The sequence below is a fragment of the Streptomyces sp. NPDC057743 genome (genome assembly GCF_042798755.1).
GTDB lineage: Bacteria > Actinomycetota > Actinomycetes > Streptomycetales > Streptomycetaceae > Streptomyces.
In genome coordinates this window covers 51,117-75,347 of record NZ_JBHVJX010000036.1, presented here as the reverse complement: position 1 = coordinate 75,347, position 24,231 = coordinate 51,117, and the positions used below count along the sequence as shown (strand labels likewise).

The following is a 24,231-nucleotide window of genomic DNA, read 5'->3' as shown; positions in this document are numbered from 1 at the left end:
GAAGGCATATGCGCCAATCACCGACAGGCGGTGCCGGTTCGTCCGGCACCGCCTCCTCGGACCGCACACCGATGAGCATCGGCTCGGTGCTCAACGTGCTGCGCGAGGAGTTCCCCGAGGTCACCATCTCCAAGATCCGTTTCCTGGAGGCCGAGGGGCTGGTCGAGCCGCAGCGCACGCCTTCTGGGTACCGCAAGTTCACGGCCGCGGACGTCGAGCGCTTGGCGAACGTGCTGCGGATGCAGCGGGACCACTACCTCCCCCTGAAGGTCATCAGGGAGCATCTGGACGCCCTGGAGCGGGGTGAGCAGGTGCAGCTGCCCGCTCCGGCGGCGCCCCGCGACTTGGTCGAGGGTGTGTCCGATCCGGACGAGGAGCGCCCGACGACCGCCCGGATCGGCCGGGCCGAGCTGCTGGCCGCCGCCGAGGTGGACGAGGCGGCGCTCGCCGACTGGGAGTCGTACGGACTCATCGTCCCGCATGGGGACGGGGGCTACGACATCGAGGCGGTCACGGTCGCCAAACTCGTAGCGGACCTTGGCCGATTCGGCCTGGAGCCGCGGCATCTGCGTGCCGTGAAGGCGGCCGCGGAGCGCGAGGCGGGGCTCGTCGAGCAGGTCGTGGCACCCCTTCGGCGGCACCGGAATCCGCAGACCCGGGCGCATGCCGAGGCCACCGTCCGCGAGCTGGCCACGCTGTCGGCGCGGTTGCACGCGGCGCTGTTGCAGAGCGCGCTGCGGGTTCGTCTGCCGTGAGCAAACGAGTGCCCGACTACCCAAACCGGCCGGGCACGGCCTAGGGTTGCTGTGTGAACGAGCTCGACGTCGTGGGTGTCCGGGTGGAGATGCCTTCCAGCCAACCGATCGTGCTGCTGCGGGAGGTGGGAGGTGACCGCTACCTGCCCATCTGGATCGGACCGGGAGAGGCCACCGCCATCGCGTTCGCCCAGCAGGGCATGGTGCCCGCCCGGCCGCTGACGCATGACCTCTTCAAGGACGTGCTCGAAGCCGTGGGCCAGGAGCTGACGCAGGTCCGGATCACGGATCTGCGCGAGGGGGTCTTCTATGCCGAACTGGTCTTCGCCAGTGGGGTCGAGGTCAGTGCCCGTCCGTCGGACGCGATAGCGCTGGCGCTGCGCACCGGGACGCCGATCTTCGGTACCGACGGTGTGCTGGACGACGCGGGGATCGCCATCCCGGACGAGCAGGAGGACGAGGTGGAGAAGTTCCGCGAGTTCCTCGACCAGATTTCGCCCGAGGACTTCGGCACCAACCAGTGATCGGCCAGGCCAACCGCCTGTTTCTGGCCAACCTTTCATTCATTCCCCGTGACAAGTCACGAGAAACCACTCGTAGGGTGATTATCACTCGGCGTGGCGAGCGCGGCGATCGTTGACGCACCCCGGGTGACTGCATACCGTCGATATGGCAGGTCCCGTCCGGGACGTGGAGGACGGAGGGCGGCGTGGCAATCACCGGCGACGGTACGGCGGCGGAAGGGGCATTGCCGCTCCACACGGGCGCGGCGGCGAACCGGGGTCCGGTGCAGGCCGCCGAGGTGTCGGGGGACCGCGAGGCGGAGAACATCGGCTACCGCGGACCGACCGCGTGCGCGGCGGCGGGCATCACCTACCGGCAGCTGGACTACTGGGCGCGGACGGGGCTCGTGGAGCCCAGTATCCGGCCCGCTTTCGGGTCCGGGACCCAGCGGCTCTACAGCTTCCGCGACGTCGTCGTCCTGAAGATCGTCAAGCGGCTGTTGGACACCGGGGTCTCGTTGCAGAACATTCGTGCCGCCGTGCAGCACTTGAGGGCGCGCGGGCTGGCGGACCTGACCCGGATGACGTTGATGAGCGATGGCGCGACGGTCTATGAGTGCACCTCGCCCGACCAGGTCGTGGATCTGCTCCAGGGAGGCCAGGGCGTCTTCGGGATCGCCGTGGGTGTGGTGTGGCGGGACGTGGAAGGCGCGCTGTCACAGCTCCACGGGGAGCGGGTGGACACCGGCGAGACGCTGATTGGGAAGAACCCGCACGACGAGTTGGCGCGGCGGCGCAACCGGGCCGGCTGAGGGCCGGCGGACGGTTCTCGGCCCGGGGTCGGGGCCATTGTCAGTGGTGTGCGGCAGCATCAGTGGTGTGAGACGTGCGCCGACGATCCTGCATCTGGACATGGATGCCTTCTATGCGGCCGCCGAGCAGGCGGCCAAGCCGAGCCTGCGGGGAAAGCCCGTGGTCGTCGGCGGGATCGGGCCGCGCGGGGTGGTCGCCACGGCCTCGTACGAGGCGCGGGTCTTCGGGGTGCGGTCGGCGATGCCGACGGCGCAGGCGCGGCGGTTGTGCCCCAACGCCGCTTATCTCAACCCCCGGTTCGGTCTGTACCGCCAGGTGAGTGAATCGGTCATGGAGCTGCTGCGGGCGCTCTCGCCGCTCGTGGAGCCGTTGAGCCTGGACGAGGCGTTCGTCGATCTGGAGGCGGGTGGGGTGCCGGCGGAGTCGGCGGCGGCGCGGGCGGTGGGGGAGCAACTGCGGCGCGATATCCGGGCGGTCACGGGGTTGACCGGTTCGGTGGGGCTGGCCGGTGCCAAGATGCTCGCCAAGATCGCGTCGGAGGCGGCGAAGCCGGACGGCCTGGTGGTGATCGAGCCGGGCACCGAGCGGGAGTTGCTGGGGCCTATGTCGGTGCGGACGCTGCCCGGGGTCGGGCCGGCCACGGCCGAGACGTTGCGGCGGGCCGGGATACATACCGTCGCGGAGACCGCCGAGGCCGGTGAGGCGGAGTTGGTGCGGCTGTTGGGCAAGGCGCATGGCACCGGGTTGTACGCGATGGCGTTGGGGCAGGACGACCGGCCGGTGGTGGCCGAACGGGACGCGAAATCGGTGTCGGTGGAGGACACCTTCGAGGTCGACCTGACCGACCGGACGCGGGTGCGGACCGAGGTGTTGCGGCTGGCCGACCGTTGTGTGGCGCGGCTGCGGGAGGCCGGTCGGTCCGGACGCACGGTGGTGATCAAGGTGCGGAACTACGACTTCTCGACGCTGACCCGGTCCGAGACGCTGCGCGGGCCGACCGACGATCCGGCGGTCGTCCGGGAGGCCGCTGCGCGGCTGTTGGAGACGGTGGACACCACGGGCGGGGTCCGGCTGCTGGGCGTGGGGGTGAGCGGGTTGGCGGACTTCACGCAGGAGGACCTGTTCGCCCAGATCGCCACGGAGCGGGAGGCGGAGGAGCAGGCGGCCGTCGAGGCGGCGGAGTCGGAAGGGGAAGTGGCCGGTGAGCCGGAGGCGCTCCCGGAGCTGCCGCGGCGTTGGCTCCCGGGGCTGGACGTGGTGCACGAGGAGTTCGGCGCCGGGTGGGTGCAGGGCAGTGGGGTGGGGAGGGTGACCGTGCGGTTCGAGACGCCGTGGTCCGCACCGGGGCGGGTGCGGACCTTTGTCGTCGATGATCCGGCGTTGCGGCCGGGGGAACCGTTGCCGCTGGTGGGCGGGCCGGATCAGTCTTCCGCGCCGGCGATCCGGCCGAAGTCCGTGTCAGCGGCGGACGCGGCGGAGTCCGCGGGCGAGGAGATATCCAGGCGGTAGTGGTGGTAGAGCTGGAGTTCCTGCTCGGGGGAGAGGTGCCGGCCGACGCCGAAATCGGGGGCGTCTTTGATCAGCTTGCGGTCGTAGGGGATGTGCAGGCTTTCGCCGACCATCTTGCTCGGTTCCAGGGGGACGAACGCGTCCCGACTGAACAGGCCGGTGCGGACGGCTGCCCACTCCGGTTCGCCCGTCGCGTCGTCGAGGTAGACCTCGTCGACGGTCCCTATCTTCGCGCCGTTGCGGTCGAACGCTTTGCGGCCGATCAGGCTCCGGGGATCGATATCGGTTTGCACGGTCCCTCCAATTGGTCGCAACTGCCTTGTGACAACTACGAAACGGCACATTCCATGCCTCGGCCACTCGAAGGATCGTTCCAGCAGTGCGCTGGTAGGCTGGCGATTGGCCGTCGACCCCATGCGGGAGAGTCCTTTGTCGTTCGCGGCAGGGCGCCGAAGGAGCAAATCCTCCCCGGAATCTCTCAGGCACACGTACCGCATGGACGAGGTCACTCTGGAAAGCAGGGCGGGCCACGGACAGGCACCATGCCGGAACCCCTCCTCACCGACGGTGAAAGCCGCTCCGCAGCCCGCGGGCCGGTGAAGCTCTCAGGTTGAGATGACAGAGGGGGAGGCCGTCCGGGCACCAGCGCCGTGGTGCCCCTCGTAGGTCGTAGTGACCAGGAGGCCCCCGCACGATGACCACCAATCGCATCCCCCTGTCCGAGCTGGAGCGCGGCACCGCGTTCGAGCACCGGCACATCGGCCCCGACCACGAGGCGCAGGCCAAGATGCTTGCGCAGGTCGGTTTCGGATCGCTGGACGAGCTCACCGCCGTCGCCGTCCCCGACGTGATCAAGAGCACCGAGGCGCTCGGCCTGCCGCAGGGCCGCACCGAGGCCGAGGTGCTGGGAGAGCTGCGCGCCCTGGCCGACCGCAACCAGGTCCTGTCGTCCATGATCGGGCTCGGCTACTACGGCACCTTCACCCCGCCGGTGATCCTGCGCAACGTCATGGAGAACCCGTCCTGGTACACGGCCTACACGCCCTACCAGCCGGAGATCTCGCAGGGTCGTCTGGAGGCCCTGCTGAACTTCCAGACCATGGTCGCCGACCTGACCGGACTGCCGACCTCCGGTGCGTCCCTCCTGGACGAGGGCACCGCCGCCGCGGAGGCGATGGCGCTCTCCCGCCGGGTCGGCAAGGTCAAGCAGGGCGTCTTCCTCGTTGACGCGGACTGTCTGCCGCAGACCGTCGCCGTGATCCAGACCCGCGCCGAACCGACCGGCGTCGAGGTCGTGGTCGCCGACCTCACGGACGGCATCCCGGACGAGATCGCCGAGCGGGGCGTCTTCGGCGTGCTGCTGCAGTACCCGGGCGCATCCGGTGCGGTGCGCGACCCGCGGGCGGTCATCGAGCGGGCGCACGAGCTGGGCGCGATCGTCACCGTCGCCGCCGACCTGCTGGCGCTGACGCTGCTCACCCCGCCCGGTGAGCTCGGCGCGGACATCGCGGTCGGCACCACCCAGCGCTTCGGTGTCCCGATGGGCTTCGGCGGTCCGCACGCCGGCTACATGGCCGTTCGCGAGCAGTACGCCCGCAGCCTGCCCGGCCGTCTGGTGGGCGTCTCGGTGGACGCCGACGGCGCCAGGGCGTACCGGCTGGCGCTGCAGACCCGTGAGCAGCACATCCGCCGCGAGAAGGCCACCAGCAACATCTGCACCGCGCAGGTGCTGCTCGCCGTCATGGCCGGCATGTACGCCGTCTACCACGGTCCGGAGGGGCTGCGCACCATCGCCCGGCGGACCCACCGGTACGCCGCGATCCTGGCCAAGGGGCTGACGGACGGCGGTGTCGAGCTCGTCCACGACGCCTACTTCGACACCCTCACCGCGCGGGTGCCCGGTCGGGCGGCCGAGGTCGTCGCCGCCGCCCGCGAGGCCGGTATCAACCTCCGGCAGGTCGACGCCGACCTCGTCGGCATCGCCTGTGACGAGACCACCGGGCGCGCCCAATTGGCCGGCGTCTGGGGCGCGTTCGGCGTCCGGGGCGACATCGACGCGCTGGACGCGGCCGTCGCCGACGCCCTGCCGCAGCCCCTGCTGCGCACCGACGACTACCTTGCCCACCCGGTCTTCCACCAGCACCGCTCCGAGACCGCCATGCTGCGCTACCTGCGCACCCTGGCCGACAAGGACTACGCGCTGGACCGCGGCATGATCCCGCTCGGCTCCTGCACGATGAAGCTGAACGCGACGACCGAGATGGAGCCGGTCACCTGGCCGGAGTTCGGCCAGCTGCACCCCTTCGCGCCGGCCGACCAGGCGCAGGGCTACCTCACGCTCATCCAGGAGCTGGAGGAGCGGCTCGCCGCGATCACCGGCTACGCCAAGGTGTCCATCCAGCCCAACGCCGGCTCCCAGGGCGAGTTGGCCGGTCTGCTCGCGGTCCGCGCCTACCACCGGGCCAACGGCGACGAGCAGCGCACCGTCTGCCTGATCCCGTCGTCGGCGCACGGCACCAACGCCGCCAGCGCCGTGATGGCGGGCATGAAGGTCGTCGTTGTCAAGACCGGCGAGGACGGCGAGGTGGACGCCGAGGACCTGCACGCCAAGATCGCCAAGCACCGCGACGAGTTGGCCGTCCTGATGGTCACCTACCCGTCCACGCACGGGGTGTTCGAGGAGCACATCACGCAGATCTGCGCCGCGGTGCACGAGGCCGGCGGTCAGGTCTACGTGGACGGCGCCAACCTCAACGCGCTGGTCGGCCTGGCGGAGCCGGGGAAGTTCGGCGGCGACGTCTCCCACCTCAACCTGCACAAGACGTTCTGCATCCCGCACGGCGGTGGCGGTCCCGGCGTCGGCCCGGTGGGCGTCCGCGCCCACCTGGCGCCGTACCTGCCCAACCACCCGCTCCAGCCGACTGCGGGTCCGGCCACGGGTGTTGGGCCGATCTCGGCCGCTCCCTGGGGGTCGGCCGGCATTCTGCCGATCTCCTGGGCGTACGTCCGGCTGATGGGTGGTGAGGGGCTCAAGCGCGCCACCCAGGTCGCGGTGCTGTCGGCCAACTACATCGCCAAGCGCCTGGAGCCGCACTACCCGGTGCTCTACGCCGGTCCCGGCGGGCTCGTCGCCCACGAGTGCATCATCGACGTCCGGCCGCTGACCAAGGCGACCGGGGTGAGCATCGACGATGTCGCCAAGCGGCTCATCGACTACGGCTTCCACGCGCCGACGATGTCGTTCCCGGTGGCGGGCACGCTGATGATCGAGCCGACCGAGAGCGAGGACCTGACCGAGATCGACCGGTTCTGCGACGCGATGATCGCCATCCGCGCGGAGATCGACAAGGTCGGCTCGGGGGAGTGGGACAAGGACGACAACCCGCTGCGCAACGCCCCGCACACCGCGGGCGCGCTGGGCGGCGAGTGGGACCACCCCTACAGTCGCGAGGAGGCCGTCTTCCCGGCCGGGGGCGGCGCCGCGGACAAGTACTGGCCGCCGGTGCGCCGGATCGACGGCGCCTTCGGCGACCGCAACCTCGTCTGCTCCTGCCCCCCGTTGGACGAGTACGACGTCTGATCGACCCCGCCACCGGTGACCGGTGGCCACATCAAAGGGCCCTCGGCGGATGTGCCGGGGGCCCTGGTGTACGTGCCGGGTGGCCGCGGAAGATCAGGCGGCGGCGGTGACCCGAGGAGCGCCGAGCGGTCGGTGCGGAGCGATGACCTGCCCGTCCGGCAGCAGTTCACCGGTGTCCTCGAAGAGCAGGACACCGTTGCACAGCAGGCTCCAGCCCTGCTCCGGGTGGTGCGCCACCAGGTGCGCGGCCTCCCGGTCCGTGGAGTCGGCTGATGGGCATGGTGGTTGATGCTGGCACATGGAAGTTGTCTTTCGCTGCGGAGTGGTGAACGTCGTGCGGCTCGATGTGGTGTTCATGGCCGCTCCCCCGTTTCTGTCGGTCCCAGTCTTGCCCTACGGAAGGGATTCCGCAGGGATTTCGCAGCAGCGGTACTCACTCGATACGGACGTGTCACCCGTGCGGGCGGTTGCTCCCAAGTGAGCCTGCCGCTTTGGGGATTGGCGCGCTAGCGGCGGGCAGGGGGCGGATGACGTGGTGCGCCCCGCGGCCGGGGCGGTCACGGGGCGCACGGGAGCAGGGCGGGCGCGCGGGGTGGTGCTTCCTCGGTCCTGATCGAGTGTGGTCGGAAGTGCGCGCGAACGGTCAGGCCGGCTCGCGCAACAGGGGCGCCGGGCCCAGCCGGAGGGTAAGCCGGGGCAGCAGATCGGCGACCCGCTGCGGGAGGTGGGAGGCGATCCCGGGCGGGGCGGGGGCCAGCGGCACCAGGAGGTCACCGGGGGCGGGCAGCCCGGCGGCGCCGTCCGCGGAGAGGTCGTGGTGCAGCCACAGGGTGAGCATGTACAGCTCCGGCACGGAGAGCAGCCGCGGCTGGTAGGGCGCGGTGAGCGATTCGGCCTGCACCAGGGCCCTTTCGGTCGCGGCGACGTAGGGGCCGTCGCAGAAGTGCGAGAACGCCCAGCCGTCCGCGGTGAGCCGGGCCTCGGCGGCGGCCACCGCACGGCCACCGCCGCGGACCAGGAAGCGCCAGCCGACGAGGCGGGTGCGCGGCGGGCCGGCCTGGCTGACGTCGTCCCACACGTGGATGGCCAGCGGGTGATCGGGGCTCAACGGCCCCTGGTGGGTGCGGAGCGCGGTGGCCGGGGCCTCGCGGACGGCGCTGGGGGAGCTGAGGGCGGTGAGGATGCTGCGCAGGGCGGGCGCGGGAGCGGGGGGAACGTGCAGCGGCATGGCGGGTCGCCTCTCACTTCGGAGACACGGTGGAGCGCGGCGGTGCGGACGGCGCTGTCTGCGGGCGGGTCAGAGCCTGACCGACCGGAGCGTGGGGGACGACGGGTCGGCCGCGGTGCCGGGGCACCGGGGCGCACGCCGCCGTGCTGGGCGCCAAATCTCTGCCTCGTCTGCGAAGTTTATACGACATTTGTTCTGGAAGTGTTTCGACTACCCGCCTTGCGGATTTCCGGCAAGACGGAATCCGGACTGCTGCTCAGGGCGATTTTCGCCGCTTTGTGCGGGAAATGCGAGAAGTCGCCTCGTAATTCCTCGTCGGCGCGGTAGGCCGGAACCCGTCGGTGTTTTTGACGAGCGAAATGCGGACGGCGTTGGCCCGCGAGATATGCCGGCGGAAAATGCCGGGTGCGTGCCCCTGCGAGCCTAGTGGTCCCGGCATGCCCCTGACGCGTTATCGATCAGATTGCCGGGCATCATCGACCGTAGCCCGTGCCCCGGGGTGCCAGGGACGCGGCGCCACACAGCCCGTGGCCGCGGGCCGTTCACTCTAGGAGGGACCCGCCGATGGGGGAGAAGGTCGCCGCCGACGGGAACGACCTGGCGGATCGGGAGCGCTATCGAAGAAAGCTGCACGACTGTCTTGAGGGATTGCATCGGCTCCTGGTGGAGAAGCGGTTCGACCGCCCCAAGAATCTCATGGGACTGGAGATCGAGCTCAATCTCGCGGGCGCCGACGGACTGCCCCGGATGCTGAACTCGCAGGTCCTCGAAAAGATCGCCAGCGGCGATTTCCAGACCGAACTCGCCCAGTGCAATCTAGAGGTCAACATCACCCCGCACCGCCTGTCCGGACGGGTAATGGACCAGCTCGCCGAGGAGCTGCGCACCGGGCTCGGCTACGCGGAGCGAAAGGCCCGCGAGGCCGCCGCCCGCATCGTCATGATCGGCATCCTGCCCACCCTGAACGCCGAGGACCTCACTGCCGCCAGCCTCTCCGCCAACGACCGCTATGTGCTGCTCAACGACCAGATGCGGGCTGCCCGCGGTGAGGACTTCGTCATCGACATCCGGGGCGTCGACCACCTGGTCACCCGCTCCCCGTCGATCGCCCCCGAGGCCGCTTGTACCTCCGTCCAACTGCACCTCCAGGTGACACCAGGTCGCTTCGCCGCCGTCTGGAACGCGGCCCAGGCGATCGCCGCCGTCCAGATAGCCGTCGGCGCCAACTCCCCGTTCCTGTTCGGGCGGGAGCTGTGGCGGGAGTCGCGGCCGCCGGTCTTCCAACAGGCCACCGACACCCGCGCCCCCGAACTCCAGGCCCAAGGGGTGCGGCCGCGCACCTGGTTCGGCGAGCGCTGGGTGGACTCCGCCTACGACCTCTTCGAGGAGAACCTGCGCTTCTTCCCGCCGCTGCTGCCGCTGTGCGGGCCCGAGGAACCGTTGCGCGTCCTCGACGAGGGCGGCGTGCCCGACCTCGCCGAACTGGTGCTGCACAACGGCACCATCTACCGCTGGAACCGCCCCGTCTACGCGGTCGCCGACGGTGTCCCGCACCTCCGGGTCGAGAACCGGGTGTTGCCGGCCGGCCCCACCGTCGCCGACGTCATCGCCAACACCGCCTTCTACTACGGCCTGGTGCGCGCGCTGGCCGAACAGCCGCGCCCCGTATGGAGCCGGCTGCCGTTCCGGGCCGCGGCCGCCAACTTCGACGCCGCCTGCCGGCACGGCATCGACGCCACCCTCCGCTGGCCCCGCCCCGGTCGGGTCGGTGGCGTCACCGAGATCCCCGCCGTGCGCCTGGTCCAGCAGGAACTGCTGCCGTTGGCGGCCGCCGGGCTGGACGCCTGGGGCGTCGAAGTGGCCGACCGCGACCACTATTTGGGCATCATCGAGGAGCGCTGCGCACGGCGGGTCAACGGGGCGTCCTGGCAGGCCGCGGCGTTCCACCACGCGCGCCGGCAGGGTCTGGACCGGGACGCCGCGCTGGCCGCGATGACCCGGCGCTACAGCGAGCTGATGCACACCGGCGAGCCGGTGCATACCTGGCCGGTGGCGTGGCCCATAGGCAGGGCCGGGGTGCCGGCGCAGCGGCGTACGGCGGCGGAGGGAAGCGTCCCGTAGGGCCGGTGGGTCTTGTCGCGCCGGCCCGTTTGGCGCGGCCGTGGCTGCCCGCTGTCCTGATGGCCGTGCGGGCCCTGTGTGGATCTGCAGCGGGGCGTCGACCCGGTGGGCGGGCGCCGGGGGACCCCGTTCGGTGCGGTGTGGAGCCGTCGGGCAAGCTGAGACGTCTCATGCGGTAGCGCCTCTCCTGATATGCGGCGGTCCGGCCCGGGCCTCCATAGGGATCGATGCGGGCGGGCGTTCCTCAGGGAGGGCGCCCGCCGGCCTGTCGCGCGCGATCTTCGTACCCGCTTTCGGGACCCTGGTGGGGCGACGGTGGTGGAGAGGCGGTACCGCGGAAGTGGAGGAACCTTTGCAGTCGGATGCAAGTCCCGTGGCGGACGCCGATGTTCCGGGCGACGGCTCGGGGCGCCCCGTGGCGACGGCCGAGGAGCCGGCCCGGAGCGTGCTGCGCAACGAGACGCTGATCGTCCTGGCGCTTTCCCTGGGGGCCAGCGCGGTCTCCGCGCTCATCAGTTTCGTCGGGTCGCTGACCAAACCCGGCGGGCTCAAACACCAGGCGGCGACGCTCAACGCCTCGCACGCGCCTGGCCGGCCCTGGCTGGACCTGGCCTGGCAGCTGTTCGGGATCGCGACGGCCCTGGTCCCGGTCGTGCTGGTGGCCCATCTGCTGCTCCGGGAGCGGGTCGGCGGACTGCGCGCCATCGGCTTCGACCGGCGGCGGCCCGGCTTCGACCTGGGGACGGGCGTCGGACTGGCCGCGCTCATCGGGGGCAGCGGGCTGCTGCTCTACCTGGGGGCGCGGGCGGCCGGCGCCAACTTGACGGTGGTGCCCGAGGCGCTGCCCGAAGTGTGGTGGAAGATCCCGGTGTTGATCGCCTCCGCGGTGCAGAACGCCGTCCTGGAAGAGGTCATCGTCGTCGGCTATCTGCTGCGCCGGCTGGGGCAGTTGGGCTGGGCGCCCTGGGCGGCGGTGGCCGCCAGTTCGGTGCTGCGCGGTTCCTACCACCTCTACCAGGGCATCGGCGGCTTCTTCGGCAACATGGTGATGGGCGTGATCTTCGCCCTGGTGTACCGGCGTTGGGGCCGGGTCGGGCCGCTGGTCGCGGCGCACGCGCTGATCGACATCGTGGCGTTCCTGGGCTACGCGCTGCTGGCGGGGCACGTGTCCTGGCTGCCCACGGCGTGAGCGGGCGGGAAGCCGGAATACGGGGCGGGCGGCCTGGTGGCCCCGCCCCGTGCCGTACCGGGGCGGCGTCAGGCGGTGGCGAGCAGTTCGCCGTCGATGACGGTCACCGCCGAGCCGGTCAACAGCGTGCGCTCGCCGCGCAGTTCGGTGCGGACGAGCCCGGTCCGGGCGCCGCCCTGGCGGCCGACCAGGTTGGCGCGGCCCAGGCGCGCCGACCAGAAGGGAGCGAGCGCGGTGTGCGCGCTACCGGTGACCGGGTCCTCGTCGATGCCCACGCAGGGGAAGAAGCCGCGGGAGACGAAGTCGTAGCCGCCGTCGGGGTCTTCGGCGCGGGCGGTGGCGATTACGCCCCGTCCGCCGTGCCCGGCCAGCAGCGGCAGGTCCGGTGACAGGGCGCGCACGGACTTCTCGTCGGCCAGCTCGACCAGCAGGTCGCCGACGTTGGGGCCGGTGTCGTGGGCGGAGCGGATCTCGGCGCCGAGCGCCCGGGTGACGGCTTCCGGCACGTCCACGGGGGTCAGCGGGGCGGTGGGGAAGTCCATGGTGATCGAGCCGCCGCCGTCGACGGTGGTGATCAGCACGCCGCTGCGGGTGCGGAAGCGGACGGTGCCGGTGGCCGTGCCCGTGGTGCGCAGCACGTGTGCGGTGGCCAGGGTGGCGTGCCCGCACATGGTGACCTCGGCGGTCGGGGTGAGCCAGCGGAGCGCCCAGTCGGCGTCGTCGCCCGGAGGCAGCGGGTGGGCGAAGGCGGTTTCGGAGAGGTTGACCTCGGTGGCGACGTGCTGGAGCCAGCCGTCTTCGGGGAAGGCGTCGGCGTCGAGCAGGACGACCCCCGCGGGGTTGCCGGCGAACGGACGGTCGGTGAAGGCGTCGACGATGCGGATCCTCATGGCCCCGGAGCCTAGGCGCGGGCAAAGCCGCAGGCCAAGGCCAATCCCAGGGAATTGGACCCGGAAATTTCATGCGGACTCTTGTTCGTCGAACACTCTCGATATATCGTTGAGGCATCGCGATCGGTCAGCGATGGCGAGCGACAGAACGTGCGTGATGCACCGACGACGAGAAGGAGGGCGCACCATGCGTTCCCAGGGATACGAGCACGGACGTGAGCACCGGCACGAGAACTACGGGCCCGGACGCCGCGGTGAGCGCGGGGAGTTCGGCGGCTTCGAGCGTCGCCGCTCCGCCTTCGGCGGCTTCGGCCCGCCCTTTGGAGGCCCACCCTTCGGGGGTGGTCGAGGGCGCGGGGGGCCGCGCGGCCGGGCCCGGCGCGGCGATGTGCGCGCCTCGATACTGGCGCTGCTGAAGGACCGCCCGATGCACGGCTACGAAATGATCCAGGAGATAGCCGAGCGCAGCGGCGGGGCGTGGAAGCCCAGCCCCGGCTCCGTCTACCCGACCCTCCAACTGCTGGAGGACGAGGGGCTGATCACCAGCGCCAGCGAGGGTGGCAAGAAGCTGTTCTCGCTGACCGACGAGGGGCGCGCCGAGGCGGAGGGCGGCTCCGACGCCCCCTGGGAGGACGCCGGCCGCGGCGTCGACTGGGAGGCGATGAACGAGATACGCAAGGCGGGCGGTGGCCTGGTCGAGGCGTTCCGTCAGGTGTGGGCCACCGGCAGTCCCGAGCAGCGGGAGAAGGCCATGGCGGTGGTCAACAAGGCCCGCAAGGAGCTGTATCTGATCCTCGCCGAGGAGGACTGAGGCGCGAAGCGGAGGGGCGGCGGTGCCGGAGGGTGCCGCCACCCCGGCGGCTCAGGTCACCAGGCCGGCCAGCTTGCGCAGGGACTCCTCCAGCGCGGCGCTCGCCGAGTCCTTGAGCTTGGTCGCCATCAGGGAGACCGCGGCGCCGGTGAAGGAGCCGTCGATCCGGACCGAGGTCGCCCCGTCGTCCGGCGTCAGTTGATAGCGCATGCCGAGGCTGACGCCCATCGGCCCCTTGCCGCGCACGGAGAGCAGTCGGCCCGGTTCCAACTCGCGCACGGTCCAGGCCACTTCCGCCGGGAAGCCCATCAGCTTCATGTTCTCCGCGTACGTCGCGCCCACCTCCAGGGGGTGTGGGCCGCCGTGTGGGAAGTCGGTGTGGGTGGCGTTCCACTGCCCGTAGGAGTCGAAGTCGGTGAGCCGACCCCAGACCTTCTCGGTCGGTGCCTCGATCCGGGCCTGGGCGGTGACATCGGCCATGCGGGCACCCCTTCGGTGACGGCGTCCTGACTGGTGCGCGGAACGTAGTGGGGTGGGGGTGAAGGTGCAAGGGGGCGGTTCGAAATTGCTGACGGGGAGTCAGTTCTCGCGCCGGGCGTCGGGCTGTTGTCTGAGGCGTCGGCGTGTGGGACGTCGGGGCGTGGGGCGTCGGGGCGGCGCTGCTGGACCCGAGGCAGGTTCTTCGGTGTGGTTGGGTCGTTGACCTAGGTGAACGGAGGCGTGTCGGCAGGCTGTGGGAGAGGGGGCTGTACCCGTATGGGGCGGAAGGTCCGACCTTCATGATCCCTCCGCAAATCCTCCGTAAGGATGAGATCGTGTGTGGGCTTCCCCAACCAGGGTGGGATGCGTAAATGCTTCCCGCCGGGGATGCTCCGGCCTTTGCGGACTGGTGGGGTGGGGCTGTGCAAAACCGTACTGCGTACAGCGGTGGGGACCGCTCCGCCCAGGAACACCCCGACAGCCTGCTCACCGTGGAGCTGGCGTCGGTGGTTTCCGCTGCCCGCAGACGGGCCACCCGCGACGGCGACCGGCAGGTCGACACCGCGCACCTGCTGCATGGGCTCCTGGAGTGGGACCCCGCGGTACGCGAGGTCTTCGAGGACGGCACCCAGGTCGCCCGGCTGCTCGGCTATCTCGTCCAGCGAAGCATCGGCTACGGCCTGCAATGGCACGGCACCGTCGAGGACTCCGGCGCGGTCCCCATGGTCGGCGAGGGCGGCGTCCCCGGATGGTCGCCGGCCGCGGCCGCCGCGATGGACGGCGCGCTCGACCGCGCCCACACCCGCTATGAGACCCGCGCCGGCTGCCTCGACCTCCTCGCCGCCCTCGTGGACGACCCCGAATCCCGGGCCGTCGAGGTCCTGCGCCGCGCATCCGTGGACACCACCCGGCTCGCCGCCCGCCTCGACGGCGATCAGCGTCCCGAACCGGTCTGACTGACCCGGCCCCACACCGCCCTCACCCGCTGCCCGTATCGCCTTGTGAGACAGGGGCGTTGAGGGATGACGCTGCTGATCACGGCTGTCATGATGACCCGATGCACGCCTCATCGGGGAGTTCGGCGGGTCAGGTGACCGGCCAGGTCCAGGGAACCTCCGCGTCCCGGGGGACCCAACAGCCGGCCGCCGTCGGCCCGGACGCCGCCCGTCCCACCGGGCGCGGCGCGGGGCTCGGCATCGCCCTGCTCTCGGCGCTCGCGTTCGGCGGTTCCGGCGTCGCCGCCAAGCCGCTGATCACCGCCGGCCTCGAACCGCTGCACGTCACCTGGCTGCGGGTGGCCGGCGCCGCGCTGGTGATGCTCCCCATCGCCTGGCGCCACCGCGATCTGCCGCGCCGCCGGCCCGCACTCCTCGTCGGCTTCGGCCTGCTGGCCGTCGCCGGCGTCCAGGCCTGCTACTTCGCCGCGCTCTCCCGCATCCCCGTCGGCGTCGCGCTGCTCATCGAATACCTCGCCCCCGCCCTGGTCCTGGGGTGGGTGCGCTTCGTACAGAAGCGGCCCGTGACCCGCGCCGCCGCGCTCGGCGTGGTGCTGGCCGTCGGCGGTCTGGCCTGCGTCGTCGAGGTGTGGTCCGGGCTCAGCCTCGACCCCCTCGGCCTGGCCCTCGCCCTCGGCGCCGCCTGCTGCCAGGTCGGCTACTTCGTCCTGTCCGACCACGGCACGGACGGCGACGCCGACGCGGCACCGGACCCGCTCGGCGTGATCGCCTACGGCCTGCTGATCGGCGCGGTCGTGCTCACCCTTGTCGCCCGCCCCTGGAGCATGCACTGGGCGGTGCTGCGTGGCACCGCGGAGCTCAACGGCGTCGCGGTACCCGCCGTGTTGCTGCTCGCCTGGATCGTGTTGGTCGCCACGGTCGTCGCGTACCTCACTGGCGTGGTGTCGGTCCGGCGGCTCTCCCCGCAGGTCGCCGGCGTCGTCGCCTGTCTGGAGGCGGTGATCGCCACCGTCCTCGCCTGGGTGCTGCTCGGCGAACACCTCTCCGCGGTGCAGATCGCCGGCGGCACGGTGGTCCTGATCGGTGCCTTCATCGCGCAGTCGGCCAGGCCGGCGGCCGAAGGGGACGGGAGCGGCACCGTCACCGTGGCCTCCGGAGGAACACCCGTCACGGAGGCCGACACCACCCCCAACGCGCTGCGTACCAAGGGCTCTTAGCGGCCAACAGCTCGCCGGGCGCCGCCTGTGGAGGGCTTGCCGGCCGATTCGCCCACGACATAGGCTCACGATCATGTATTCGACTGTGCTCTCCCCGCCGGCCGCCTAGAGCGGGCGGCGACCACCGAGGAAATCCCGGCCCGGGCTGAGCCCCGAGCCGGTCGACGTTGCCCGCATACGGGACCACGCGACCACTGAGCGGCGCGGCGCGCCGCCATGGATTTCCCGGAGCACACCTCCCATGCACACCACACCTCACTCCGCCCTGCCCGTGGGCCGGGGGCTGGCCTACGTCTCGCTCGCCGCCACCGCCTGGGGCACCGCCGGCGCGGCCGCCGCCCTCCTCTACCGGGGCAGCGGACTCGGCCCCGTAGCCCTCACCTTCTGGCGCACCTTCGGCGGCCTCCTGCTCCTGCTCGCCGTACGGGCGGTGCGGCGGCACCGCACCAGCGCCGCGCACGGAGCCACCCCGCTCCCCGTCGAGCCGCTCCGCCGCCGCGCCGCGCGGGTCGCGGTCACCGGCCTCGCCCTCGCCGTCTTCCAAGCCGCCTACTTCGCCTCGGTGGAGGCCACCGGCCTGGCCGTCGGCACCGTCGTCACCATGGGCGCCGGCCCCGTCCTCATCGCCGTCGGAGCGCGCCTCACCATGGGCGAACGGCTGGGCACCGGCGGCATCTTGGCCGTCGCCGGGGCACTGGCGGGCCTGCTCGTCCTCGTCCTCGGCGGGGAGGGCACCGCCACCGTCCGCCCGGCCGGCGTCGGTTACGCCCTGCTCTCCGCCGCCGGCTGCGCGGTGCTGACCCTGACCACCCGCCGACTCGGCCGGGGCGGCGGCAGCGATCCCTACGCCTCGACGGCCGGCGCGTTCGCGGCCAGCGCGCTGTGCCTGCTGCCCCTCGCCGCAGCCGAGGGCCTCTGGCCGTACGCCCATGCCCTGGGTCGCAGTCTGTTGCTGCTCGGCTACATCGCGGCCGTTCCCACCGCCCTCGCCTACGGCCTCTACTTCGCCGGCCTGGCCGCCGTACGGGCCGCGACCGCTTCGGTGGTCTCCCTGATCGAACCGGTCTCGGCGGCGGCCATCGCGGTGCTGTTCCTCGGTGAACGACTCACCGCGGCGACGGTGGCCGGCACCACGGTCCTGCTGACGGCCGTCGGGGGGCTCGCGGTGACCGAGGCGTGGGGCGGCGGCCGGGGCCGACGCCGAGAGCGGGGTCGGGTCCGCGGTCAACTGGGGTAGCGGTGGGGCGACTGGTCCTACGGGGGCGTGGGCTACCGGAACTGGGGGCCCGTGGGGTTTGTGGGATCCGTGGCACCCGTATGGCCGGCCGCCGGAACGCGTTCCCGTAGAGGGCGTGGGCGTCCACCGTCCGCCCGGGCGTAAGCGTGTGCGCGGGCGTAACCGTGTGCGCGGGCGTAACCGTGTGCAGGGAAGGCCCGGGCGAGACGGTGGGTAGGCGAACTGGGCTGATGCTCGGGCGAGTTGGGGGCGTTCCGCGCTCGGTTCCCGCTCCCGCTCCCGCGCTCACTGCTCGTCGACGTCCGCCGCGCGCGACCGGGGCTTGGCGCGCACATGGATGCGCTCGCCCTGCCGTCCGAAGAGGCTGAGCACCTCCACCGGCCCGTCTCCGGTGCTCCCGAACCAGTGCGGCAACCGGGTGTCGAACTCGGCGGCCTCGCCGGCCCCCATCACCAGGTCATGATCGGCCAACACCAACCGCAGCCGCCCCGCCAGCACATACAGCCACTCGTAGCCCTCGTGTGTGCACGGCTCCGGGGCGCAGCGTTCGGCCGGGATGACCATCTTGAACGTCTGCAACGGGCCCGGGTGGCGGGTCAGCGGTAGCACCGTGGAACCGTGCAGCTGCCGCGGCTTCAAGCGGATCCGCGGATCGCCGACCTCGGGCGCCCCGACCAACTCGTCCAGGGGCACCTGGTGGGCCTGCGCGATCGGGAGCAGCAGCTCCAGACTGGGACGGCGCAAACCGGACTCCAGACGGGACAGGGTGCTCTTCGAGATCCCGGTGGCCTCCGCCAGGGCGGACAACGTCACGCCGCGCTCCGTCCGCAACCGCTTGAGACGCGGGCCGACCTCGGCGAGGGCCTGGGAGATGGCAGCAGTGTGTTCCACATCGCCCATTGCACCGCTCGTTCCCGCATCTGGCAACAGAGATTGCTGATACGGCGACGGGGGCCCAGCCTGCGGGCGGAGGTGATCGCGATGAGCGAGACGAACAACCGCCCCGAGGCGGGGCCGGAGAGCGACACGAACCAAGCGGCCGCGGCGCACCGCGAGGGCGTAGCGGCCCGCGAGGCGGACCGGGACCCTGGAGGTCGGCCGGGCCGAACTGGCCCTCTACGGGGCCGAGATCATCACCGGGCGCGTCACCGGGCTCACCCCCGACCTCGGCGTGCGGCTCGCGGGCGGCTCCGAGCTCCGCGCCCGCCGCGGCCGGGTGCCACCGGGCTGCGCGACAAACTCCCCGATATCCCCGGAATACGGGAGCGCTGGGGCCGGGACCTGCTGCACTGCCCGCACTGCCACGGCTACGAGGCGCGCGACCAGCCGCTCGGGGCGCTGGGCACATGGCTGGTGATCGAGGACGACCGGCTGCGCGGCGTCGAACTCGCCGAGGGGCGTGTGGTGCCGCGCACCGCGGTCTACGTGGTGCCGCGGGATGCCCTGCTCACCGAACTCGGCTGCGCCCGCAACGAGGACGGCTGGGTGAGCACCGATCCATCGGGGGCCGTGACGGGCCGCCAGGCGCTGGCCGTCGCGGGGTGCTGACGGGAGGGGTGGGCGAAGAGGGGGGACGGGTGCCCCGGGGAGTGGGCCGCTCTCCGGGGGCACTCGTCGGGGGCGCTCCTGGGGGCCAGGCCAGGCCAGGTCGGTGCGGCACGGACCGAACCTGAATCGCCTATCGCTGTGTGTCCGGCCCGTCCGTCGTGGGTGCGGCGCCGCGGGTGGCCGCGAGGCGGCGCAGTTGGTGGCGGCGGGCCGCGGCGTCGCCGGGGCCGTTCCGGTCGGCGAGACGTTCCGAGATGCGGTGCTGGACCGTCTCGCTCCGCTTGCCGCCGTACTTGAACTTCGCCCGTATGTCGTGCACTTCGAGGCGCAGTCCACGGATGCCGGGCAGCTGCCGCCCGTAGGGGGCCTCGCCGGCGACGACCGGTGCCGAGCCGCCGTCCGGCTGGAAGTGCGCCATCTGGTGCTGCAACAGCGTGGCCTTGGCATCCAGGTCGTCCACCACGTGTGCGGTGCAGACGAGTTGGACCGCCGCGTAGAAGCTGGTGGGGACGCCGTGCTCGGGCGGCTGGTCCTCGTTCGCCTGCCAGGGGCCGGGGATGAAGGTGTAGTCGTCGACGACGCTGAGCAGGACCGTCGGTTGGTCCTGCAGGGCGGACCAGATGGGGTTCGGACGGGCGAGGTGGGTGACGGCCTCGCGGTGTGTGGGGTCGTAGGCGAAGTGCAGCGGCTGGACCCACGGAGGCTCGCCGGGGGAGCCGTTGACGGCGAGCTGCCCGAAGTCGTGTGCGGCCAGCCACTCCTGCCATTCGGCGTCGTCGGTGGGGGCGTCCCAGGGGTGGATGAGCATCGGGGCTCCTCAGCGGGCGGAGAGGTAGTCCGGCGCGGGGATGCCGGGAGCGAGGTCGTCGGCCGCTATCGGCGCGCCGTACACGGGGGAGACCGGGAGTACGCCGCTCCAGTAGGGCAGTTCGAGGTCCTCGGGCTCGTCGCTGGGGCCGCCGGTGCGGATCTTCGCGGAGACCTCGCGCAGATCGAGGCGGATCACCGCCGTCGCGGCCAACTCCTTGGCGTTGGCGGGGCGGGAGTCCGCGGCGCGGCCGGGCAGGACGTGCTCGACGAGGGCGTCGAGCGCGGCCGTCTTCTCGTCCGGGTCGGTGACCTGGTGGGCGGTGCCGTGGACGACGACGCTGCGGTAGTTGATCGAGTGGTGGAACGCGGACCTGGCGAGGACCAGGCCGTCGACGTGGGTGACGGTGACGCAGACCGGGAGGCCGGGGTCGGTGCCCTGCTCGCCGGTCATCCGCAGCGGGCGCGAACCGGTCGAACCGTGGAGGTAGAGGTGGTCGTCGACCCGGGCGTAGAGGGTGGGCAGGACGACCGGGGCGCCGTCGCGGACGAAGCCGAGGTGGCAGACGTAGCCCTCGTCGAGGATCGCGTGCACCGTCGCCTCGTCATAGCTGGCACGCTCCCGGGCCCGGGTGGGGACGGTGCGGTCCGTCGCGGCGAAAGACTTTCCCTCGGTCATTGCCAACTCCATTGCACTAGTGCATAATCAGCTTTGTGCTAGGAGAGTATCGGATCGAAGGGCGGCGCGCATCGGAAATTGCCGCAAGTGTTGAGCGAGCCGTCGGTGCGGGCGAGCTCCAACCAGGCGAAGTCCTACCCCCGCTAAGGGAGTTGGCCGTCTATCTGGAGGTGAATCCCAACACGGTCGCGGCCGCGTACCGCACGCTCCGTGACCGCGGAGTGATCGAGACGGCCGGTCGACGCGGCAGTCGAGTCCGCCCCCGACCCGCCAGCACCTCACGCGAGGCGGTGCGGGTGGTGGCGCCACCCGGCGTCCGGAATGTCGCGGATGGCAACCCCGATCCGGCCCTGCTGCCCTCCCTTGGAGCAGCGCTCGCCGAAGCCGCCGCGCGCAACGCACGGCGCCCCGTCCTCTACGGCATGCCCGCCATCGACGACGACTTCGAAGCGCTCGCCCGAGCCGCCTTCCTCCGTGCCGGGTTGCCCGAAGGCCCCATCGCCGTCGCCAGCGGTTCGCTCGACGCCATCGAGCGCGTCCTCGCGGCACACCTGCGCCCCGGCGACGCGGTGGCGGTCGAAGACCCGGGCTGGGGAAGCCTGTTGGACCTCATCCCGGCGCTCGGCCTGCGCCCTGTCCCCGTGGGTGTGGACGACGACGGCCCGATGCCCGACCGGCTGGCGGCGGCTCTGAAGCAAGGGGTCCGCGCGGTGGTCGTCACCGACCGCGCGCAGAACCCCACGGGCGCCGCCATCAGCGCCCCCCGCGCCGCCGAGCTCCGCACCCTCCTGGCTGCGCACCCCGGAGTGCTCCTCATCGAGGACGACCACGGCCACGGCATAGTCGATCTCCCGCTGCACCGCCTCTCCGGCGTCACCGACCACTGGGTCCTGGTCCGTTCGACGGCCAAGGCATACGGCCCCGACCTGCGCCTGGCCGCCCTCACCGGCGACACCGTCACCGTCGACCGGGTCCGAGGACGTCAGCGCCTCGGCCCCGGCTGGGTCAGCCACCTGCTCCAACACGCCGTCGTCCACCTCTGGAGAACGTCCGCGATCGACCCCGCCGCGATCGCCGCCGCCTACGACGAGCGTCGCGACGCGCTCATAGCGGCCCTGGAGCAGCGCGGGGTGCAGGCCCACGGCCGCAGCGGGATGAACGTCTGGGTACCGGTCCCCGACGAGACCGGCGCGGTGGCCCGCCTCCTGCACTCCGGCTGGGCGGTCGCCCCCGGGGCCCGGTTCCGCATGCAGTCACCCCCCGGTATCCGGATCACGGTCTCCGGCCTCACCGCCGACGACACCCTGCCCCTCGCCGACGCGGTCGCCGAGGCCAGGGGGGTGGGCGAGGCGCGGCGGTATGAGTGAGGGGGCGGGGGCGGGGCGGTGGGCGCTGGGTGTCGTAGGGAGGTTGGGGGTGGAGTGGGCGGCGGTGGGTGGGGAGTGCGGGCGTAGGTGAGGTGGTGGTGGGCGGGTGGGATGGGGGAGACCCCGGGGGGAGGGGAAAGGAGAGGTGTGGCGCCGAGGCCGAGGGCGATGGCTGGTGGTCAAGCGGGCGGGCGCAGGCGGGGCGATGGTGAGGGGGTGTGGAGGTGGGCTCACGTTGGGGCGGGGGTGGGGCAGGTGTAGGAGAGGGGTGCCTGAGGGGAGTGGGAAAGCGTTAACCCCCGGGAGAGGGCCGGGGGTTGGGTGGTAGGCGCGGTGCCGGATTGAGGACTGCCGGTTTCGGCTTTTGCGGGCTCGGTCGCCTCGGTCGCCTCGGTCGGCTCGGCTCGGCTTGGTTGGGCTCGCCCCTGTCCGGCTAGGCCGGGGGGCTGCGTCGAGGCGGCGCTCGTGGACGGTTACGGGGTGCGGGACTTGCTCTGGGTGAGGGCCGCGCCTGCCAGGACGATGAGGGCGCCGACGGGCGTGTTCCAGGTGAGGTGCTCGTTGAGGAGCGCCACGCCGGCCGCGGTGGCGATGACGGGGATGAAGTAGGTGACCATCTGGGCCGTGGTGGGCCCGACCTCCGCAACCAAGCCGTATTGCAGGAGGAAGGCGACGCCGGTGCCCAGTGCGCCCAGGCCGAAGACGGCCAGTACGGGGACGAGTGGGAACGCGGTCGGCATCGGGGTGAACAGTGCGGTGACGACGGCCAGTTGGAGAGTGGCGAGCAGCAGTTGGGTGCTGGACATGGCGAGATGCGAATGCTGGTCCCGGGCGAGGGTGCGGCGGACGTAGATCCAGCCGATGGGGTAGCTCAGTGAGGCGCCCAGCGCCATGGCGGTGCCCGTCAGGTCGACCCCGGAGAAGCCCTGCCAGGCGCCGAGGACGGTGAGCACGCCGAGGAATCCCAGGCCGAGGCCGGCGACGCGGCGCCGGGTGGGCCGGTCCTCCGAGAGCGCCACGATCGACAGCAGCATGCCCCACAGCGGCGAGGTGGCGTTGCAGATGCTGGCCAAGGTGGAGGGGATGGTCAGCTCGGCGTACGCGAAGAGGGAGAACGGAAGCGCGTTGAGGAGGAACGCGGCGACCATGAGGTGTCCCCAGGTGCGGGCGGAGCGGGGGAGCCGTTCGCGCTTGACGGCGAGGAACACCAGCAGTACCAGCGCGCCGAACGCCACCCGGCCCAGGGTGACTTGGAGCGGCGCGAACCCCTCGGTGCCCAGTTTGATGAAGAGGAAGCTGAAGCCCCAGACCAGGCAGAGGAGGGCGAAACGCACCTGCCAGGCGGTGGTGCGGCGCGGCGCGGGCCTCCCCGGGTGGGAGCGCGAGGTGCCCCGGTGGTCGGCGGGTGCGGCTGTGGCTGCGGGTGAGGGGGTGGGGGCTGGGGCGGATCTGGTGGACGCCTCGGTGGTGGTGCTCATGGCGTCTACGATGCAGCGAAGCAAATTCGTAGCACAAGTGAGAATTGCTGGCTGGTATCGCTTAGCATTGCTTATATGTTGAACCTTGATCGCCTCCGGACCTTGTCCGCGATCGCCCGACACGGTTCGGTCAGCGCGGCTGCCGAAGGGCTCCACGTGACGACCTCGGCGGTTTCGCAGCAGATCGCCAAGCTGGAGCGCGAGACCGGGCAGCAACTGCTGGCGAAGAACGGGCGAGGGGTCCGGCTCACCGATGCCGGACGGTTGCTCGCCGATCATGCGGGGCGCATCCTGTCCCAGGTGGAGCTGGCGCAGGCCGAGTTGGAAGCGCATCGCGGGCAGCCGGTGGGCGAGCTGCGGATGGGCGCCTTCCCGACGGCGGCGCGTGGGCTCTTCCCCGCTGCGCTCGTGGCACTGCGTGCCGAACACCCGCAACTTCGCCCGAGGCTGCGCGAGTTGGAGCCGGACGAGTCGGTGCGTGGCGTGGTGCGGGGCGATGTCGATGTGGCCGTCGTCCTCGACTGGTACAACCGGCCGCTGCCCGTGCCCGAAGGGCTGGCGAAGGCGCCGTTGCTCGACGATCCCTCGGATGTGGCGATGCCGTCGGATCACCCGTTGGCCGGGCGCCGGTACGTGGAACTGGAGGAGTTCGCGGACGACGAGTGGATTTCCTGGCCGCAGGCGGAGTTCTGCCATGACTGGTTGATGTTCACGCTGCGGAGCAAGGGCGTCGAGCCGCGCATCTCGCACCTGGCAGAGGAGCACCACACCCAGCTTGCCCTGATCGCGGCGGGGTTGGGCGTTGCGGTCGCGCCGCGGTTGGGACGTGGGCCGGTGCCGGACGGGGTGAGCGTGGTGCCGGTGCGTGACCCGATGCGGCGCCATGTCTACGCGATCTGGCGCGCGGACGCGGATCGTCGACCCTCGATCCGGGCGGTCGTGGAGGCGCTTCGGAAGGCCGGCGAACGCGTGGAGGCGGGGATGGGGGCGGAAGGGGGGCGTTCGGCGGGGGCGGGGCGTGGGGTGTAGGTGGTTTGTGGGGCGGGGTGGGTGGGGGAGTTGG

The 24,231-nt window shown here is 71.7% G+C and carries 23 protein-coding genes and 1 riboswitch; of the genes, 14 read left to right on the top strand and 9 right to left on the bottom strand.

Features of this window, described 5'->3' with window-relative positions:
* Positions 1-8 precede the first annotated feature (8 nt).
* The 4 genes from ACFVFQ_RS31275 (at position 9) to ACFVFQ_RS31260 (ending at position 3,580) form a co-directional block, all read left to right on the top strand.
* Positions 9-755: a MerR family transcriptional regulator gene (locus tag ACFVFQ_RS31275; RefSeq protein WP_383422499.1), complete on the top strand. Its 747-nt coding sequence runs from the start codon at positions 9-11 to the stop codon at positions 753-755.
* 53 nt (positions 756-808) lie between these two features.
* The gene (locus ACFVFQ_RS31270; RefSeq protein WP_016571419.1) at positions 809-1,279 is read left to right on the top strand and encodes a bifunctional nuclease family protein; all 471 of its coding nucleotides are present in this window, start codon (positions 809-811) and stop codon (positions 1,277-1,279) included.
* A 185-nt stretch (positions 1,280-1,464) separates the two neighbouring features.
* Positions 1,465-2,070 (top strand): MerR family transcriptional regulator, encoded by a 606-nt coding sequence (locus tag ACFVFQ_RS31265; RefSeq protein ID WP_383422497.1) that lies wholly within the window; start codon positions 1,465-1,467, stop codon positions 2,068-2,070.
* A gap of 67 nt (positions 2,071-2,137) precedes the next feature.
* A complete protein-coding gene (locus ACFVFQ_RS31260; protein WP_383422495.1) occupies positions 2,138-3,580 on the top strand; it encodes a DNA polymerase IV in 1,443 nt (480 codons plus the stop codon).
* Here ACFVFQ_RS31260 and ACFVFQ_RS31255 read toward each other — a convergent pair.
* On the bottom strand, positions 3,493-3,873 hold the full coding sequence (locus tag ACFVFQ_RS31255; protein ID WP_383422493.1) for a PRC-barrel domain-containing protein: 381 nt from the start codon (positions 3,871-3,873) through the stop codon (positions 3,493-3,495). The genes ACFVFQ_RS31260 and ACFVFQ_RS31255 overlap by 88 nt on opposite strands.
* Positions 3,874-3,987: 114 nt before the next feature.
* A riboswitch (glycine riboswitch) is annotated at positions 3,988-4,084 on the top strand.
* Between the two features lie 190 nt (positions 4,085-4,274).
* Here ACFVFQ_RS31255 and gcvP point away from each other — a divergent pair.
* Positions 4,275-7,160 (top strand): aminomethyl-transferring glycine dehydrogenase, encoded by a 2,886-nt coding sequence (gcvP, locus tag ACFVFQ_RS31250; RefSeq protein WP_383422491.1) that lies wholly within the window; start codon positions 4,275-4,277, stop codon positions 7,158-7,160.
* Between the two features lie 93 nt (positions 7,161-7,253).
* On the opposite strand, the gene ACFVFQ_RS31245 is transcribed toward gcvP, so the two are convergent.
* Together ACFVFQ_RS31245 and ACFVFQ_RS31240 are read right to left on the bottom strand one after the other, a co-directional pair.
* A complete protein-coding gene (locus ACFVFQ_RS31245) occupies positions 7,254-7,460 on the bottom strand; it encodes a DUF5999 family protein (protein ID WP_342456969.1) in 207 nt (68 codons plus the stop codon).
* Positions 7,461-7,803: 343 nt separating this feature from the next.
* Positions 7,804-8,388, bottom strand: a complete 585-nt coding sequence (locus tag ACFVFQ_RS31240; protein ID WP_383422489.1) for a hypothetical protein — start codon at positions 8,386-8,388, stop codon at positions 7,804-7,806.
* Between the two features lie 564 nt (positions 8,389-8,952).
* Between ACFVFQ_RS31240 and ACFVFQ_RS31235 the strand changes: the two genes are divergently transcribed.
* Together ACFVFQ_RS31235 and ACFVFQ_RS31230 are read left to right on the top strand one after the other, a co-directional pair.
* Positions 8,953-10,509, top strand: a complete 1,557-nt coding sequence (locus ACFVFQ_RS31235) for a glutamate-cysteine ligase family protein (RefSeq protein WP_383422487.1) — start codon at positions 8,953-8,955, stop codon at positions 10,507-10,509.
* Positions 10,510-10,861: 352 nt separating this feature from the next.
* Positions 10,862-11,698, top strand: a complete 837-nt coding sequence (locus tag ACFVFQ_RS31230; protein WP_383422485.1) for a CPBP family intramembrane glutamic endopeptidase — start codon at positions 10,862-10,864, stop codon at positions 11,696-11,698.
* A 68-nt stretch (positions 11,699-11,766) separates the two neighbouring features.
* Here ACFVFQ_RS31230 and ACFVFQ_RS31225 read toward each other — a convergent pair whose 3' ends face one another.
* On the bottom strand, positions 11,767-12,588 hold the full coding sequence (locus ACFVFQ_RS31225) for a PhzF family phenazine biosynthesis protein (RefSeq protein ID WP_383422483.1): 822 nt from the start codon (positions 12,586-12,588) through the stop codon (positions 11,767-11,769).
* Between the two features lie 187 nt (positions 12,589-12,775).
* On the opposite strand from ACFVFQ_RS31225, the gene ACFVFQ_RS31220 reads away from it, so the two are divergent.
* Positions 12,776-13,399 carry a PadR family transcriptional regulator gene (locus ACFVFQ_RS31220; protein ID WP_383422481.1) on the top strand — a complete coding sequence of 208 codons (624 nt, stop codon included), beginning with the start codon at positions 12,776-12,778 and terminating at the stop codon, positions 13,397-13,399.
* A 51-nt stretch (positions 13,400-13,450) separates the two neighbouring features.
* Here ACFVFQ_RS31220 and ACFVFQ_RS31215 read toward each other — a convergent pair whose 3' ends face one another.
* On the bottom strand, positions 13,451-13,879 hold the full coding sequence (locus ACFVFQ_RS31215) for an SRPBCC family protein (RefSeq protein ID WP_383422479.1): 429 nt from the start codon (positions 13,877-13,879) through the stop codon (positions 13,451-13,453).
* A 422-nt stretch (positions 13,880-14,301) separates the two neighbouring features.
* Between ACFVFQ_RS31215 and ACFVFQ_RS31210 the strand changes: the two genes are divergently transcribed.
* The 3 genes from ACFVFQ_RS31210 to ACFVFQ_RS31200 all read left to right on the top strand — a co-directional run bounded on the left by ACFVFQ_RS31210 (position 14,302) and on the right by ACFVFQ_RS31200 (position 17,289).
* Positions 14,302-14,835 carry a Clp protease N-terminal domain-containing protein gene (locus ACFVFQ_RS31210; protein ID WP_383422477.1) on the top strand — a complete coding sequence of 178 codons (534 nt, stop codon included), beginning with the start codon at positions 14,302-14,304 and terminating at the stop codon, positions 14,833-14,835.
* A gap of 101 nt (positions 14,836-14,936) precedes the next feature.
* Positions 14,937-16,052 (top strand): DMT family transporter, encoded by a 1,116-nt coding sequence (locus ACFVFQ_RS31205; protein ID WP_383422476.1) that lies wholly within the window; start codon positions 14,937-14,939, stop codon positions 16,050-16,052.
* 241 nt (positions 16,053-16,293) lie between these two features.
* Positions 16,294-17,289 carry a DMT family transporter gene (locus ACFVFQ_RS31200; RefSeq protein WP_383422475.1) on the top strand — a complete coding sequence of 332 codons (996 nt, stop codon included), beginning with the start codon at positions 16,294-16,296 and terminating at the stop codon, positions 17,287-17,289.
* A gap of 285 nt (positions 17,290-17,574) precedes the next feature.
* Here the strand turns inward: ACFVFQ_RS31200 and ACFVFQ_RS31195 are convergent, their stop codons facing one another.
* Positions 17,575-18,189 carry a helix-turn-helix domain-containing protein gene (locus tag ACFVFQ_RS31195; protein WP_383422473.1) on the bottom strand — a complete coding sequence of 205 codons (615 nt, stop codon included), beginning with the start codon at positions 18,187-18,189 and terminating at the stop codon, positions 17,575-17,577.
* Positions 18,190-18,270: 81 nt separating this feature from the next.
* On the opposite strand from ACFVFQ_RS31195, the gene ACFVFQ_RS31190 reads away from it, so the two are divergent.
* Positions 18,271-18,837 carry a hypothetical protein gene (locus ACFVFQ_RS31190; protein WP_383422471.1) on the top strand — a complete coding sequence of 189 codons (567 nt, stop codon included), beginning with the start codon at positions 18,271-18,273 and terminating at the stop codon, positions 18,835-18,837.
* A gap of 130 nt (positions 18,838-18,967) precedes the next feature.
* On the opposite strand, the gene ACFVFQ_RS31185 is transcribed toward ACFVFQ_RS31190, so the two are convergent.
* Together ACFVFQ_RS31185 and ACFVFQ_RS31180 are read right to left on the bottom strand one after the other, a co-directional pair.
* Complete coding sequence (locus tag ACFVFQ_RS31185; protein WP_383422469.1) at positions 18,968-19,645, bottom strand: FMN-binding negative transcriptional regulator; 678 nt, start codon at positions 19,643-19,645, stop codon at positions 18,968-18,970.
* A gap of 9 nt (positions 19,646-19,654) precedes the next feature.
* A complete protein-coding gene (locus ACFVFQ_RS31180; RefSeq protein WP_383422467.1) occupies positions 19,655-20,323 on the bottom strand; it encodes a pyridoxamine 5'-phosphate oxidase family protein in 669 nt (222 codons plus the stop codon).
* 35 nt (positions 20,324-20,358) lie between these two features.
* On the opposite strand from ACFVFQ_RS31180, the gene ACFVFQ_RS31175 reads away from it, so the two are divergent.
* A complete protein-coding gene (locus ACFVFQ_RS31175) occupies positions 20,359-21,690 on the top strand; it encodes an aminotransferase class I/II-fold pyridoxal phosphate-dependent enzyme (protein WP_383422465.1) in 1,332 nt (443 codons plus the stop codon).
* Positions 21,691-22,163: 473 nt separating this feature from the next.
* Here ACFVFQ_RS31175 and ACFVFQ_RS31170 read toward each other — a convergent pair whose 3' ends face one another.
* On the bottom strand, positions 22,164-23,168 hold the full coding sequence (locus ACFVFQ_RS31170; protein ID WP_383422463.1) for a DMT family transporter: 1,005 nt from the start codon (positions 23,166-23,168) through the stop codon (positions 22,164-22,166).
* A 75-nt stretch (positions 23,169-23,243) separates the two neighbouring features.
* On the opposite strand from ACFVFQ_RS31170, the gene ACFVFQ_RS31165 reads away from it, so the two are divergent.
* The gene (locus tag ACFVFQ_RS31165; RefSeq protein ID WP_383422461.1) at positions 23,244-24,197 is read left to right on the top strand and encodes a LysR family transcriptional regulator; all 954 of its coding nucleotides are present in this window, start codon (positions 23,244-23,246) and stop codon (positions 24,195-24,197) included.
* Positions 24,198-24,231: the final 34 nt, after the last annotated feature.

Bases quoted from the DNA above. Each gene is read 5' to 3' on its own strand.
- ACFVFQ_RS31170 (WP_383422463.1), bottom strand. From the start codon at position 23,168: ATGAGCACCACCACCGAGGCGTCCACCAGATCCGCCCCAGCCCCCACC.
- ACFVFQ_RS31205 (WP_383422476.1), top strand. From the start codon at position 14,937: ATGCACGCCTCATCGGGGAGTTCGGCGGGTCAGGTGACCGGCCAGGTC.
- ACFVFQ_RS31215 (WP_383422479.1), bottom strand. From the start codon at position 13,879: ATGGCCGATGTCACCGCCCAGGCCCGGATCGAGGCACCGACCGAGAAG.
- ACFVFQ_RS31200 (WP_383422475.1), top strand. From the start codon at position 16,294: ATGCACACCACACCTCACTCCGCCCTGCCCGTGGGCCGGGGGCTGGCC.
- ACFVFQ_RS31235 (WP_383422487.1), top strand. From the start codon at position 8,953: ATGGGGGAGAAGGTCGCCGCCGACGGGAACGACCTGGCGGATCGGGAG.
- ACFVFQ_RS31275 (WP_383422499.1), top strand. From the start codon at position 9: ATGCGCCAATCACCGACAGGCGGTGCCGGTTCGTCCGGCACCGCCTCC.
- ACFVFQ_RS31225 (WP_383422483.1), bottom strand. From the start codon at position 12,588: ATGAGGATCCGCATCGTCGACGCCTTCACCGACCGTCCGTTCGCCGGC.
- ACFVFQ_RS31190 (WP_383422471.1), top strand. From the start codon at position 18,271: ATGAGCGAGACGAACAACCGCCCCGAGGCGGGGCCGGAGAGCGACACG.
- ACFVFQ_RS31195 (WP_383422473.1), bottom strand. From the start codon at position 18,189: ATGGGCGATGTGGAACACACTGCTGCCATCTCCCAGGCCCTCGCCGAG.
- ACFVFQ_RS31220 (WP_383422481.1), top strand. From the start codon at position 12,776: ATGCGTTCCCAGGGATACGAGCACGGACGTGAGCACCGGCACGAGAAC.
- ACFVFQ_RS31240 (WP_383422489.1), bottom strand. From the start codon at position 8,388: ATGCCGCTGCACGTTCCCCCCGCTCCCGCGCCCGCCCTGCGCAGCATC.
- ACFVFQ_RS31245 (WP_342456969.1), bottom strand. From the start codon at position 7,460: ATGTGCCAGCATCAACCACCATGCCCATCAGCCGACTCCACGGACCGG.
- ACFVFQ_RS31165 (WP_383422461.1), top strand. From the start codon at position 23,244: ATGTTGAACCTTGATCGCCTCCGGACCTTGTCCGCGATCGCCCGACAC.
- ACFVFQ_RS31180 (WP_383422467.1), bottom strand. From the start codon at position 20,323: ATGACCGAGGGAAAGTCTTTCGCCGCGACGGACCGCACCGTCCCCACC.
- ACFVFQ_RS31185 (WP_383422469.1), bottom strand. From the start codon at position 19,645: ATGCTCATCCACCCCTGGGACGCCCCCACCGACGACGCCGAATGGCAG.
- gcvP (WP_383422491.1), top strand. From the start codon at position 4,275: ATGACCACCAATCGCATCCCCCTGTCCGAGCTGGAGCGCGGCACCGCG.